Below are 12,208 nucleotides of genomic sequence, written 5' to 3'. Positions count from 1 at the left end.
GGAGCCGGCCAGATGCCACGCAGTCTGAAGAAGGGCCCGTTCGTCGACCACCACCTGATGAAGAAGGTGGAGGTGCAGAACGAGAAGGGCACCAAGAACGTCATCAAGACCTGGTCCCGCCGATCGATGATCGTGCCGGACATGATCGGTCACACGCTGGCGGTGCACGACGGCCGCAAGCACGTGCCCGTGTTCGTGACGGACGCGATGGTCGGGCACAAGCTCGGCGAGTTCGCGCCGACCCGGACGTTCAAGGGTCACGAGAAGGACGACCGGAAGTCACGGCGTCGCTGACCGTGGTCAGTGACGAAGCGAAAGCAACCTACGGAGAGATTCGAACATCATGAGCGTTCAAGAGCGTAGGGCGGTCAGCGCCCGTCGCGAGAGCCTGCTGGGCGACGAGCCCGGGGCCTTCGCGGTCGCGCGCTTCGTCCGCGTGACGCCGATGAAGGCGCGCCGCGTGGTCGACCTGGTGCGCGGTCTGGGCGTCGACGACGCACTCGCCACTCTGAAGTTCGCCCCGCAGGCCGCTGCCGCGACCGTGTACAAGGTCGTCGACAGCGCCGCGGCGAACGCCGAGGGCACCGAGCACCTGAGCCGGGCCGACCTGGTCGTGGCGAAGGCCTTCGTGGACGAGGGGCCGACGCTGAAGCGTCACCGCCCGCGGGCACAGGGCCGGGCCACCCGGATCGACAAGCGGACCAGCCACATCACTGTCGTGGTCGCGCCGCGGGTCGAGGACGAGCCGGTCGAGAAGGCTCCCGCCAAGAAGTCCGCCAAGAAGGCGGACACCGCGGCGAAGAAGGCCCCGGCCAAGAAGGCGGCGGCTGACAAGGCCGAGGCCGCCGACAAGCCGGCCAAGAAGGCGACCGCCAAGAAGTCGGCCGCCAAGAAGGCCACCGCTGAGAAGAAGGAGTCCTGACTGTGGGACAGAAGGTAAACCCGCACGGGTTCCGTCTCGGCATCAGCACCGACCACAAGAGCCGCTGGTACGCCGACAAGCTGTACAAGGACTACGTGGGCGAGGACGTCAAGATCCGCCGCCTGCTGAGCAAGGGCATGGAGCGCGCCGGCATCTCCCGCGTGGAGATCGAGCGCACCCGTGACCGGGTCCGCGTCGACATCCACACCGCCCGCCCGGGGATCGTCATCGGCCGCCGCGGCGCCGAGGCGGACCGGATCCGGGGCAGCCTGGAGGAGCTCACCGGCAAGCAGGTGCAGCTGAACATCCTCGAGGTGAAGAACTCCGAGGTCGACGCCCAGCTGGTCGCGCAGGGCGTGGCCGAGCAGCTGTCCGGCCGCGTGGCGTTCCGCCGCGCGATGCGCAAGGCGATGCAGACCACCATGCGTGGCGGCGCCCTGGGCATCCGGATCCAGTGCTCCGGCCGGCTCGGTGGCGCGGAAATGTCGCGGTCGGAGTTCTACCGTGAGGGCCGGGTGCCGCTGCACACGCTCCGCGCGGACATCGACTACGGCTTCTACGAGGCCCGTACGACCTTCGGCCGGATCGGCGTGAAGGTCTGGATCTACAAGGGCGACGTCGCCGGTACCCGGGCCGAGCGGGAGGCGCAGGCAGCTGCCCGCGCCGCCACGCAGGGTCGTGGGCGTCCGGCTCGCGGCGACCGGGACCGGGGCGACCGTGGTGGTCGCGGCGGTGACCGTGGCGGTCGTCGTGACGACCGTCGTGACGGTGGCGCGCGCGCCGAGGCCGCCAAGGCCGAGACCGCGGCGCCGGCTGCCGACAAGCCCGCCGAGACGACCGGAACGGAGAGCTGAACGATGCTCATCCCCCGCAAGGTCAAGCACCGCAAGCAGCACCACCCGAAGCGCTCCGGCGCTGCCAAGGGCGGTACCACGCTGGCCTTCGGTGACTTCGGCATCCAGGCGCTGGAGAGCCACTACGTCACCAACCGGCAGATCGAGTCCGCGCGTATCGCGATGACCCGGCACATCAAGCGTGGCGGCAAGGTGTGGATCAACATCTACCCCGACCGTCCGCTGACCAAGAAGCCGGCCGAGACCCGGATGGGTTCCGGTAAGGGTTCGCCGGAGTGGTGGATCGCCAACGTCAAGGCCGGTCGCGTGATGTTCGAGCTGTCCGGCGTACCGGAGGACATCGCTCGCGAGGCCATGCGCCGCGCGATCCACAAGTTGCCGATGAAGTGCCGCTTCATCACCCGAGAGGCAGGTGAGAACTGATGGCTACCCTGACCGCCGCCGAGCTGCGGAACCTGGGCAGAGACGAGCTGCTGAGCAAGCTCGGTGAAGCCAAGGAGGAGCTGTTCAACCTCCGGTTCCAGGCTGCCACGGGCCAGCTGGAGTCCCACGGCCGGCTGCGCGCCGTCCGCAAGGACATCGCCCGCATCTACACGGTGCTGACCGAGCGCGCGCTCGGCATCACCGAGGAGGTCGAGGCCACGGCCGCGACCGAGCAGGTCGCCGAGGCTGAGGCCGACGAGACCGCGGACGACAGCGAGAAGGCTGGGAGCAAGGCATGACCGAGAACGCGAAGGACGAGACCGTGAGCACGACCACCGCCGAGGCGCGAGGCCGCCGGAAGACCCGTGAGGGCCTGGTGCTGAGCGACAAGATGGACAAGACCGTCGTGGTCCAGGTCGAGGACCGGGTCAAGCACGCGCTGTACGGCAAGGTCATCCGTCGCACCAGCAAGCTCAAGGCGCACGACGAGCAGAACGCCGCCGGTATCGGCGACCGCGTCCTCCTGATGGAGACCCGGCCGCTGTCGGCGACCAAGCGCTGGCGCGTCGTCGAGATCCTCGAGAAGGCCAAGTAGTTACCGGCCTCGCCGGCAACCAATCGAAATCATTCGTTCCGCAAGGCTCACCTGAGTGAGAACCAGCGAGACAACCAGGAGATCAACAGATGATCCAGCAGGAGTCGCGACTGAAGGTCGCCGACAACACGGGTGCCAAGGAGATCCTTTGCATCCGCGTGCTCGGCGGCTCCGGTCGGCGCTACGCCGGTGTCGGTGACACGATCGTCGCCACCGTCAAGGACGCGATCCCGGGCGGTGGTGTGAAGAAGGGTGACGTCGTCAAGGCGGTCGTCGTGCGGACGGTGAAGGAGCGCCGGCGTCCGGACGGCTCCTACATCCGGTTCGACGAGAACGCCGCGGTGATCCTGAAGGCCGACGGCGAGCCGCGTGGTACCCGCATCTTCGGGCCGGTCGGCCGGGAGCTGCGCGAGAAGCGCTTCATGAAGATCATCTCGCTCGCTCCGGAGGTGCTCTGAGATGGCCCAGAACAAGGCACAGAAGAAGCTGCACGTGAAGAAGGGTGATCTCGTCCGCGTGATCGCCGGCAAGTCCAAGGGCCTCGAGGGCAAGATCATCCAGGTCTTCCCCGACGACGAGCAGGTCATCGTCGAGGGCGTGAACCGGGTGAAGAAGCACACCAAGGTGCAGCAGGCCCAGCGCGGCGGCACCACCGGTGGCATCGTCACCCAGGAAGCCCCGATCCACGTGTCCAACGTGGCGCTGCTGGTCGAGGTCGAGAAGGACGGCAAGAAGCAGAAGGTGACCACCCGCGTCGGCTACAACCGCGTCGAGGTGCAGAAGCGGCGCCCCGACGGCTCGACGTACACCGGTTTCCGGAGCGTCCGGATCGCGCGGCGTACCGGCGAGGAGATCTGATGACCACCGCAGTGTCCGAGAGCAAGGTCCAGCCGCGGCTGAAGACGAAGTACCGCGAGGAGATCGTCGGCAAGCTGCAGGAGCAGTTCCAGTTCGAGAACGTCATGCAGGTGCCCGGCCTCACCAAGATCGTGGTGAACATGGGTGTCGGCGAGGCGGCTCGTGACTCGAAGCTGATCGACGGCGCGGTGAAGGACCTGGCCGCGATCACCGGTCAGAAGCCGCAGGTCACCAAGGCCCGCAAGTCGATCGCGCAGTTCAAGCTGCGCGAGGGGATGCCGATCGGCGCCCACGTGACGCTGCGCGGCGACCGGATGTGGGAGTTCCTGGACCGGCTGCTGGCGCTCGCGCTGCCGCGGATCCGTGACTTCCGCGGTCTGTCGCCGAAGCAGTTCGACGGCACCGGGAACTACACCTTCGGCCTGACCGAGCAGGTGATGTTCCACGAGATCAACCAGGACCGGATCGACCGGGTCCGGGGTATGGACATCACCGTGGTGACCACCGCGAAGAACGACGACGAGGGCCGGGCCCTGCTGCGGCAGCTCGGTTTCCCGTTCAAGGAGAACTGACGTGGCGAAGACAGCACTCAAGGTCAAGCAGGCCCGGAAGCCGAAGTTCGCGGTGCGCGGTTACACCCGCTGCCAGCGCTGCGGCCGACCGAAGGCGGTCTTCCGCAAGTTCGGCCTCTGCCGGATCTGTCTGCGGGAGATGGCGCACCGGGGCGAGCTGCCCGGTGTGACCAAGTCCAGCTGGTGACCGTCTCCACCCCCGATCTTCTCTCTATTCACCATCTAGTCACCGTAGGTCGCCGGCCGGCGAAACCACGGCGGGAAAGAGGCCCCAGGCCATGACGATGACCGACCCGATCGCAGACATGCTGACGCGTCTGCGCAACGCCAACCAGGCGTACCACGAGTCGACCTCGATGCCGTACAGCAAGATCAAGCAGGGCATCGCCGACATCCTCCAGCAGGAGGGCTACATCTCCTCCTACAAGGTGGAGGAGCCCAAGGAGGGCGCCGTCGGCAAGACCCTGGTCGTCGACCTCAAGTTCGGCCCGAGCCGGGAGCGCTCCATCGCGGGCGTCCGCCGGATCAGCAAGCCGGGCCTGCGGGTCTACGCGAAGTCGACCAATCTGCCCAAGGTCCTCGGTGGCCTGGGCGTCGCGATCATCTCGACGTCCCAGGGACTGCTGACCGACCGGCAGGCCAAGAACAAGGGCGTCGGCGGGGAAGTCCTCGCCTACGTCTGGTGACGAAGAACCGGAAGGAGGACCACTCTCATGTCTCGCATCGGTAAGCTCCCGATCACGGTCCCGTCCGGCGTCGACGTCACGATCGACGGCCAGACGGTCACCGTGAAGGGTCCCAAGGGTCAGCTCTCGCATGTCGTCGCTGAGCCCATCGCGGTCGCCCGGGAAGAGGACGGCGCCATCGCCGTGACCCGGCCCGACGACCAGCGCAAGAGCAAGGAACTGCACGGCCTGTCCCGCACTCTGATCGCCAACCTGGTGACCGGCGTGACGGACGGCTACGAGAAGAAGCTCGAGATCGTCGGCGTCGGTTACCGCGTCCTGTCCAAGGGCCCGGGCACGCTGGAGTTCTCGCTCGGCTACAGCCACACCATCACGGTGGAGGCGCCGGACGGCATCACCTTCGCGGTGGAGTCGCCGACCAAGTTCTCGGTGCAGGGTATCGACAAGCAGTCCGTCGGCGAGGTTGCCGCCAACATCCGCAAGCTGCGCAAGCCCGAGCCGTACAAGGGCAAGGGTGTGCGGTACGCCGGCGAGCAGGTGCGCCGCAAGGTCGGAAAGGCTGGTAAGTAACCATGGCGATCGGACTGCGTCCGCACAAGCACTCCGCCAAGAAGACGGCGTCGCGACTGCGTCGCCAGATCCGGGTCCGGAAGAAGATCAACGGCACGGCCGACCGGCCGCGGCTGGTGGTCACCAAGTCGTCGAAGCACCTGTTCGTGCAGGTCATCGACGACGTGGCCGGCAAGACGCTGGTGTCCGCCTCCACCATGGAGGCCGACCTGCGTGGCGCGGAGGCGAACAAGACGGACAAGGCCAAGACCGTCGGCGGCTTGATCGCCGACCGGGCGAAGGCCGCCGGCATCGACTCGGTCGTCTTCGACCGGGCTGGGAACAAGTATCACGGCCGTATCGCGGCCCTGGCCGACGCCGCCCGCGAGGGCGGCCTCGGCTTCTGACAGGCGATCAAAGGAAGAGGTAGTTCGACATGAGCGGAGGCCAGCAGCGTCGCGGAGGCGGCGCCGGTGGTGAGCGCCGTAACCGCGACGGTGGTCGTGGCGCGGCAGCCGACAAGACCGCCTACATCGAGCGCGTGGTAGCCATCAACCGGGTCGCCAAGGTCGTGAAGGGTGGTCGTCGCTTCAGCTTCACCGCCCTCGTGGTCGTCGGCGACGGTGAAGGCACCGTCGGTGTGGGTTACGGCAAGGCCAAGGAGGTGCCCGCGGCGATCGCCAAGGGTGTCGAGGAGGCCAAGAAGGCGTTCTTCAAGGTGCCGAGGATCCAGGGCACCATCCCGCACCCGGTCCAGGGTGAGAAGGCCGCCGGCGTGGTGCTGCTGCGCCCGGCCGCCCCCGGTACCGGGGTCATCGCGGGTGGTTCGGCGCGCGCCGTACTGGAGTGCGCCGGGATCCACGACGTACTGAGCAAGTCGCTGGGATCGGCGAACGCCATCAACGTGGTGCACGCCACGGTGGCGGCGCTGCGCAGCCTGGAGACCCCGGAGGCCGTGGCCGCGCGCCGTGGCCTGACGGTCGAGCAGGTCGCCCCGGCGGCGCTGCTGAAGGCGCGGGCGGAGGTGGCTTCCTGATGGCACGCCTGAAGGTGACCCAGACCCGTTCCGCCATCGGTGGCAAGCAGAACCAGCGCGACACGCTGCGCACCCTGGGCGTCAAGCGGATCGGCGACGTCGCCGTCCACGACGACCGTCCCGAGGTCCGCGGCATGGTCCGTACGGTTCGCCACCTCATCACTGTCGAGGAGGTCGACTGACATGGCGCTGAAGGTTCACCACCTGCGTCCGGCGCCCGGTGCCAAGACCGCCAAGACCCGGGTGGGTCGTGGTGAGGGCAGCAAGGGCAAGACGGCCGGCCGCGGTACCAAGGGCAGCAAGGCGCGCAACAACATCCCCGAGTACTTCGAGGGTGGCCAGATGCCGCTGCACATGCGGCTCCCGAAGCTGAAGGGCTTCAAAAGCAGGAACCGGGTGGAGTTCCAGGTCGTTAACCTGGACAAGCTCGGACAACTGTTCCCCTCCGGTGGCGAGGTCGGCGTGGCCGACCTGGTCGCCAAGGGCGCGGTCCGTCGCGGTCAGCCGGTGAAGGTGCTGGGTGACGGCGAGCTGACCGTGGCACTGCAGGTTTCGGTGCACAAGTTCTCCAAGTCCGCCCAGGAGAAGATCCAGGCGGCCGGGGGGACCACCACCGAGGTGTGATGTGTCCAGGGCTCGTGCGAGCCGGCGCTTGATATCGTGCGCTGGAGTTCGGACGAGCCCTGGTTCGTCTCTTGCCAAGCTGCTTTGCTAGGCCCCTGCCCTGACCGGGCAGAGGAAAATTGTGGGAGGACAGGGTGTTAGGCGCCTTTGCCAACGCGTTCAAGACTCCGGACCTGCGCCGGAAGCTCTTGTTCGTGCTCTTCATCGTCGTGATCTTCCGGATCGGTTCGGTCGTTCCGGCCCCGGGTGTCAACGTCAAGTCGCTGGACACCTGTATCAAGCTCTCTCAGGGCGGCGCGAACGCGAACCTTTACAACCTGATCAACCTGTTCTCCGGCGGTGCGCTGCTGCAGCTCGCGATCTTCGCGCTGGGCATCATGCCGTACATCACCGCCAGCATCATCCTGCAGCTGCTCACCGTGGTGATCCCGCGGCTGGAGTCGCTGAAGAAGGAGGGCCAGGCGGGTCAGGCGAAGATCACCCAGTACACCCGGTTCCTCACCGTCGGGCTGGCGATCCTGCAGGCCACCGCCTTCGTCGCGCTGGCGCGGACCCCCGGCCGGTTGTTCCAGGGCTGCAACGAGCCGCTGCTGCACGACGACACCTGGTTCCCGGTGGTCGTGATGGTGCTGACGATGACGGCCGGCACCGGCGTGGTGATGTGGCTGGGCGAGCTGATCACGGACCGGGGTGTCGGCAACGGCATGTCGATCCTGATCTTCACCCAGATCGTCGCCACCTTCCCGTCCCAGCTGTGGAGCATCCGCAAGGAGAAGGGTCTGGCCACCTTCGTGGTGGTGGTGGCGATCGGCCTGGTGATCATGGCCGCGGTCATCTTCATCGAGCAGGCCCAGCGCCGGATCCCGGTGCAGTACGCCAAACGCATGGTCGGCCGCAAGATGTTCGGCGGTACGTCGACGTACATCCCGCTGAAGGTGAACCAGGCCGGTGTCATCCCGGTCATCTTCGCCTCCAGCCTGATGTACCTGCCGGTGCTGGTCAGCCAGTTCCAGCAGGAAAAGGGATGGGCGCAGTGGATCCAGGCCCACTTCGTCCGGGGCGATCACCCGATCTACATGATCACGTACGTCGGCCTGATCATCTTCTTCACGTACTTCTACGTCTCGATCACCTTCAACCCGAAGGAAGTCGCGGACAACATGAAGAAGTACGGCGGCTTCATCCCCGGCATCCGGGCGGGCCGGCCGACGGAGGAGTACCTGGGCTACGTGCTGTCCCGCATCACGCTGCCCGGCGCGCTCTACCTCGCGGTGATCTCGATGATCCCGCTGATCGCACTGGTGCTCCTGAACGCGAACCAGAACTTCCCGTTCGGCGGTACGTCGATCCTGATCATGGTCGGCGTCGGTCTGGACACCGTGAAGCAGATCGAGTCCCAGTTGCAGCAGCGTAACTACGAAGGGTTCTTGCGCTGATGAGAATGTTGCTGATGGGTCCGCCCGGGGCGGGCAAAGGCACGCAGGCAAAGGTGCTTGCGGAACGCCTGAATATCCCGGCCGTGTCCACCGGCGACATCTTCCGTGCGAACGTCAAGGACGAGACGCCGCTCGGGCTGGAAGCAAAGCGCTACATGGACGCCGGCGACTACGTGCCGGACGAGGTCACCAACGCGATGGTGCGGGACCGGTTGTCCGAGGCCGATGCCGGCGACGGCTTCCTGCTGGACGGCTACCCGCGCACGCTGGCTCAGGTCGGCACGCTGGACGACATCCTGGCCGAGCACGGCCACAAACTGGACGCGGTGGTGGCGCTGATCGCCGACACCGACGTCCTGGTCGACCGGATGCTGCGCCGGGCGCACGTCGAGGGCCGGGCGGACGACTCCGAGGAGGTCGTCCGGCATCGGCAGGACGTCTACACCGCCGAGACCAAGCCGCTGCTGCGCGTGTACGCCCAGCGCGGCCTGCTGGTCGAGGTGGACGGTGTCGGCGAGATCGACGAGGTGAGCGAGCGGGTGCTCGCAGCCCTCAAGACGGTGACCGAGTAAACGAATGATGTGCTGTGATCTTTAAGGACCGCGGGATCGAGATCAAAACCCGCGAACAGATCCTCTCCATGCGTGCGGCCGGCCTCGTCGTCGGCCGCACGCTGGAACTGCTCCGCGGCGAGGTCAAGCCGGGTATCACCACCGGTGAGCTGGACGCGATCGCCGAGGACCACATCCGATCTTCCGGCGCCACGCCGTCGTTCAAGGGCTACCACGGCTTCACCGGCTCGATCTGCGCGTCGGTGAACGACGAGATCGTGCACGGCATCCCCGGCGACCGGGTGCTCGCCGAGGGCGACCTGATCTCGATCGACTGCGGCGCGATCGTCGACGGCTGGCACGGCGACGCCGCGATCACGGTGCCGGTCGGCGCGGTGGCGCCCGAGCTGCTCGAGCTGGCCCGGATCTGCGAGGAGTCGATGTGGCGCGGGTTCGCCGCCGCCCGGCTCGGCGGCCGGCTGACCGACATCTCGGCCGCGATCGAGAAGCACGTCCGGGCGAACTCGTCGTACGGGATCGTCGAGGACTTCGTCGGGCACGGGATCGGCTCGGCCATGCACCAGCCGCCGAACGTGCCGAACTTCGGCCGCCCCGGCCGCGGCCCGAAGCTGGTCGAGGGGATGGCGCTCGCCGTCGAGCCGATGCTCACCCTCGGCAAGCAGGACAACCACACGCTCGAGGACGACTGGACGGTCGTCACCAACGACGGCGAGGCCGCCGCGCACACTGAGCACACGTTCACGCTCACCCCGCAGGGGCCGTGGGTGCTGACCGCCCTCGACGGCGGCGAAGCGAAGCTGGCCGAGCTCGGCATCAAGTACGGCGCGCTGGCCGACTGAGCCCTCACGGTACGACGGAGTCCGCTGACGCGCCGTATTGATGGACACCGGGGGTCCATCCGTCGGGGGACGCGTAGGCCCTGCTGCTGAGGCACACTTGAGCTATGCCTCAGTACCAGCCGCACCAACGCTTCACCGAAGCCGACCGGGACAAGATCGCCGGGCGGCTGCGGGACGCGTTCGCGGACGGCCGGCTGGACCAGCCCGAGTTCACCTCCCGGCTCGACCAGCTCTACTCCGTGCAGACGTACGGCGAGCTGGAGCCGCTGGTGCGTGACCTGCCACCGGTGCGGACGTACCAGACTCCTGCGATGGTGCAGGACAGCAAGCCCGCTCCGGCGCCTGGTGAGTTCCCGGCGCGGAAGCGGGACGCGCAGCCGCAGCGGCAAGGGCTGGCGGCGCTCGGCGGCGGCTTCACCGGCGTCGTCTTGATCAACGTGGTGATCTGGTTCGTCATCGGGGTTGCGAACGGTGGAAACTGGCCGCACTTCTGGCCGGTCTGGCTGATGATCCCGTGGACGCTGTTCGCCCTGAGCAACCTCGGAAAGCGCCGTTGACAGCGGCTCCGGTCACCCGCCGCGTCACCGGCCCGCGGTTGCGGCCGGACTGGGGGTGGCAGCTACGGCAGGGGTCTGCCCTCGTCTACGTGATCTGGTTCGCGGTCGCCGTACCACTGGTGATCGCCGGGCTGCTGCTCGAGCCGCGGTGGGTCGGCTGGATGATGCTGGCCTGGTTCCTTGTGCTGGTGGGGTTCACGGTCGGTCTGCGGATCGCTGACAGTCGCCGGCGGAAGGCGTGGGGCGAGGTCGTCGAGCAGCTGGGCTGGCGGATCAGTGTGGCGCAGCCGGAGCTGCGGCAGCGCTGGCCGTTCCCACCGTTCTCGGTGGACCCGAAGGCCGAGGTCTTCGACGTGACGAGTGGCCGGCATCGGGGCCGGGAGTTCGCGACCGGGCGGTTCCGGCACAAGGTCGGACGACGTGATCTCGGCTTCGACTTCCTTGATCTGCAGGTCGATCGGCCGCTGCCGCCACTGCAGGTGCTGCCCGCCGCGCTGGCCCCGGTGGCGGCCGCGAGCTTGCTGCCGATCAAGCTGACCATCGACGGTTTGCCCGGGCGGTACTGCCTGTTCAACGGCCGCGAGGATCACGCGGAGGCGGTGCTGCACCCGCGGGCGGTCGAGGCGCTGGCCGACGTTCCTGGGTTCGGGTTCAGCTGCGAGGGACGGCGGTTCGTCGCGATCCTGCCGGCGTACCGCGACTCGGCCACCGCCCTCGCACAACTGGACGCCGCGTGCGACCTGCTCGACTTGATGCCCGAGCAGATCTGGCGTGAAGGCGAACAGTGGGCGGCTACGCATCAGCCCTGAGTAGCGGGACGATTGCGGCCAGATCCTCGTCGCCGTGCCCGGCCGCTACTGCCTTCCGGAGCAGCTCGCCCATCGGGATCAGCAGGACCGGGTCGACGCCCTGGCCGACCGCGGTGTCGATCAGGTTGTCGTAGCCGGCCGCCTGCATCGCGAGGTTCGAACCCGCCGCACCTGGCTCGGGCCCCTCGTCGACATCCTTGGCGATCCGCGGCAGGCTGCCGAGCATCGCCGTCAGCCAGGGCAGCAGGAAGTCCTCGGTGAACCGCACTGCGGAGATCTTCTCGCTACCGGCCAGGGCCAGCGCGTGCTGGGCGCCGCCGAACATGCTGTACATCGCGCTGAGCAGGGCAATGTCGTGCAACGCGGCCAGGCCTGGGTCGCTACCGACGTACGCGGGCCGGGCCATCGCGGCGAGGTCGGCCTGGTGCCGTTCGAAGGCCACCGGGGAGCCGCTGTAGAAGATGAAGGCGGCAGGTCCGCCGATCATCACCGGCACGGCCATGATGCCGCCGTCGAGGTACTCCGCTCCGGCGGCAGCGGCCCACGTGGCCGTGTCGCGTGCCTGCGCCGGGGTGCCGTTGGTGAGGTTGACGACGGTCTTGCCGGTCAGGTCGAGGCCGTCGAGGGTGCTGCGAACGGTCGCGTCGACGAGCAGGCAGACCACGACGAGGGGACTGGCGGCGATCGCCTCCGCAGCGGTGGCGGCACGAGTAGCGCCAAGGGTGTCGAGCTCGGGGGAGCGGCCGGGGGTGCGGTTCCAGACGGTGGTCGGATGGCCGGCGGTCAGAAAGGCCCGGGCGAGGGCGGTACCCATCGCGCCGAGACCGAGGACGGTGACAGGAGTCTTCATGTCGTCAACCTTGGCGTCGCGCTTTA

The 12,208-nt window shown here is 67.7% G+C and carries 21 protein-coding genes and 1 pseudogene; 21 read left to right on the top strand and 1 reads right to left on the bottom strand.

Features of this window, described 5'->3' with window-relative positions:
* The first annotated feature begins 12 nt into the window (after window positions 1-12).
* The 21 genes and pseudogenes from rpsS to AB0F43_RS32460 all read left to right on the top strand — a co-directional run bounded on the left by rpsS (window position 13) and on the right by AB0F43_RS32460 (window position 11,332).
* Complete coding sequence (rpsS, locus tag AB0F43_RS32560) at window positions 13-294, top strand: 30S ribosomal protein S19 (protein WP_131361012.1); 282 nt, start codon at window positions 13-15, stop codon at window positions 292-294.
* A gap of 49 nt (window positions 295-343) precedes the next feature.
* A pseudogene (gene rplV, locus AB0F43_RS32555) lies at window positions 344-778 on the top strand (50S ribosomal protein L22); the annotation flags it as partial.
* Window positions 779-924: 146 nt separating this feature from the next.
* Window positions 925-1,776 (top strand): 30S ribosomal protein S3, encoded by an 852-nt coding sequence (gene rpsC / locus AB0F43_RS32550; protein ID WP_360485663.1) that lies wholly within the window; start codon window positions 925-927, stop codon window positions 1,774-1,776.
* Between the two features lie 3 nt (window positions 1,777-1,779).
* Window positions 1,780-2,199: a 50S ribosomal protein L16 gene (rplP, locus tag AB0F43_RS32545; RefSeq protein ID WP_132216203.1), complete on the top strand. Its 420-nt coding sequence runs from the start codon at window positions 1,780-1,782 to the stop codon at window positions 2,197-2,199.
* Window positions 2,199-2,498, top strand: a complete 300-nt coding sequence (gene rpmC / locus AB0F43_RS32540; protein ID WP_360485660.1) for a 50S ribosomal protein L29 — start codon at window positions 2,199-2,201, stop codon at window positions 2,496-2,498. Before rplP ends, rpmC begins: the two co-directional genes overlap by 1 nt.
* Complete coding sequence (rpsQ, locus tag AB0F43_RS32535; RefSeq protein ID WP_360485657.1) at window positions 2,495-2,794, top strand: 30S ribosomal protein S17; 300 nt, start codon at window positions 2,495-2,497, stop codon at window positions 2,792-2,794. Before rpmC ends, rpsQ begins: the two co-directional genes overlap by 4 nt.
* Window positions 2,795-2,883: 89 nt before the next feature.
* A complete protein-coding gene (gene rplN, locus AB0F43_RS32530; protein ID WP_012923677.1) occupies window positions 2,884-3,252 on the top strand; it encodes a 50S ribosomal protein L14 in 369 nt (122 codons plus the stop codon).
* A 1-nt stretch (window position 3,253) separates the two neighbouring features.
* Window positions 3,254-3,652, top strand: a complete 399-nt coding sequence (gene rplX / locus AB0F43_RS32525) for a 50S ribosomal protein L24 (RefSeq protein ID WP_360485654.1) — start codon at window positions 3,254-3,256, stop codon at window positions 3,650-3,652.
* Window positions 3,652-4,224, top strand: a complete 573-nt coding sequence (gene rplE, locus AB0F43_RS32520; protein ID WP_360485652.1) for a 50S ribosomal protein L5 — start codon at window positions 3,652-3,654, stop codon at window positions 4,222-4,224. Before rplX ends, rplE begins: the two co-directional genes overlap by 1 nt.
* A 1-nt stretch (window position 4,225) precedes the next feature.
* Window positions 4,226-4,411, top strand: coding sequence for a type Z 30S ribosomal protein S14 (locus AB0F43_RS32515; protein WP_012923674.1), 186 nt, complete (start codon window positions 4,226-4,228; stop codon window positions 4,409-4,411).
* Window positions 4,412-4,502: 91 nt separating this feature from the next.
* A complete protein-coding gene (gene rpsH, locus AB0F43_RS32510; RefSeq protein WP_360485649.1) occupies window positions 4,503-4,910 on the top strand; it encodes a 30S ribosomal protein S8 in 408 nt (135 codons plus the stop codon).
* A gap of 27 nt (window positions 4,911-4,937) precedes the next feature.
* Window positions 4,938-5,480: a 50S ribosomal protein L6 gene (gene rplF, locus AB0F43_RS32505; RefSeq protein ID WP_360485646.1), complete on the top strand. Its 543-nt coding sequence runs from the start codon at window positions 4,938-4,940 to the stop codon at window positions 5,478-5,480.
* Between the two features lie 2 nt (window positions 5,481-5,482).
* On the top strand, window positions 5,483-5,866 hold the full coding sequence (rplR, locus tag AB0F43_RS32500) for a 50S ribosomal protein L18 (RefSeq protein WP_132318727.1): 384 nt from the start codon (window positions 5,483-5,485) through the stop codon (window positions 5,864-5,866).
* Window positions 5,867-5,895: 29 nt separating this feature from the next.
* Window positions 5,896-6,495 carry a 30S ribosomal protein S5 gene (rpsE, locus tag AB0F43_RS32495; protein WP_360485642.1) on the top strand — a complete coding sequence of 200 codons (600 nt, stop codon included), beginning with the start codon at window positions 5,896-5,898 and terminating at the stop codon, window positions 6,493-6,495.
* The gene (gene rpmD, locus AB0F43_RS32490) at window positions 6,495-6,677 is read left to right on the top strand and encodes a 50S ribosomal protein L30 (protein ID WP_360485639.1); all 183 of its coding nucleotides are present in this window, start codon (window positions 6,495-6,497) and stop codon (window positions 6,675-6,677) included. The genes rpsE and rpmD overlap by 1 nt, the downstream gene beginning before the upstream one ends.
* A gap of 1 nt (window position 6,678) precedes the next feature.
* On the top strand, window positions 6,679-7,119 hold the full coding sequence (gene rplO / locus AB0F43_RS32485; protein WP_360485636.1) for a 50S ribosomal protein L15: 441 nt from the start codon (window positions 6,679-6,681) through the stop codon (window positions 7,117-7,119).
* A gap of 134 nt (window positions 7,120-7,253) precedes the next feature.
* A complete protein-coding gene (gene secY, locus AB0F43_RS32480) occupies window positions 7,254-8,555 on the top strand; it encodes a preprotein translocase subunit SecY (protein WP_360485633.1) in 1,302 nt (433 codons plus the stop codon).
* Complete coding sequence (locus AB0F43_RS32475) at window positions 8,555-9,127, top strand: adenylate kinase (RefSeq protein ID WP_360485630.1); 573 nt, start codon at window positions 8,555-8,557, stop codon at window positions 9,125-9,127. The genes secY and AB0F43_RS32475 overlap by 1 nt, the downstream gene beginning before the upstream one ends.
* A gap of 14 nt (window positions 9,128-9,141) precedes the next feature.
* Window positions 9,142-9,966, top strand: coding sequence for a type I methionyl aminopeptidase (map, locus tag AB0F43_RS32470; protein WP_360485627.1), 825 nt, complete (start codon window positions 9,142-9,144; stop codon window positions 9,964-9,966).
* 104 nt (window positions 9,967-10,070) lie between these two features.
* The gene (locus AB0F43_RS32465) at window positions 10,071-10,523 is read left to right on the top strand and encodes a DUF1707 domain-containing protein (protein WP_360485625.1); all 453 of its coding nucleotides are present in this window, start codon (window positions 10,071-10,073) and stop codon (window positions 10,521-10,523) included.
* Window positions 10,520-11,332, top strand: coding sequence for a hypothetical protein (locus tag AB0F43_RS32460; RefSeq protein WP_360485622.1), 813 nt, complete (start codon window positions 10,520-10,522; stop codon window positions 11,330-11,332). Before AB0F43_RS32465 ends, AB0F43_RS32460 begins: the two co-directional genes overlap by 4 nt.
* Here AB0F43_RS32460 and AB0F43_RS32455 read toward each other — a convergent pair.
* Window positions 11,316-12,182 (bottom strand): NAD(P)-binding domain-containing protein, encoded by an 867-nt coding sequence (locus tag AB0F43_RS32455; RefSeq protein WP_360485619.1) that lies wholly within the window; start codon window positions 12,180-12,182, stop codon window positions 11,316-11,318. The genes AB0F43_RS32460 and AB0F43_RS32455 overlap by 17 nt on opposite strands.
* Between the last annotated feature and the right edge of the window lie 26 nt (window positions 12,183-12,208).

This window comes from Kribbella sp. NPDC023972, from assembly GCF_040639075.1.
Classification (GTDB): domain Bacteria; phylum Actinomycetota; class Actinomycetes; order Propionibacteriales; family Kribbellaceae; genus Kribbella.
The sequence above is the reverse complement of the archived record's forward strand: the minus strand, read 5'-3'. Positions and strand labels throughout refer to the sequence as shown.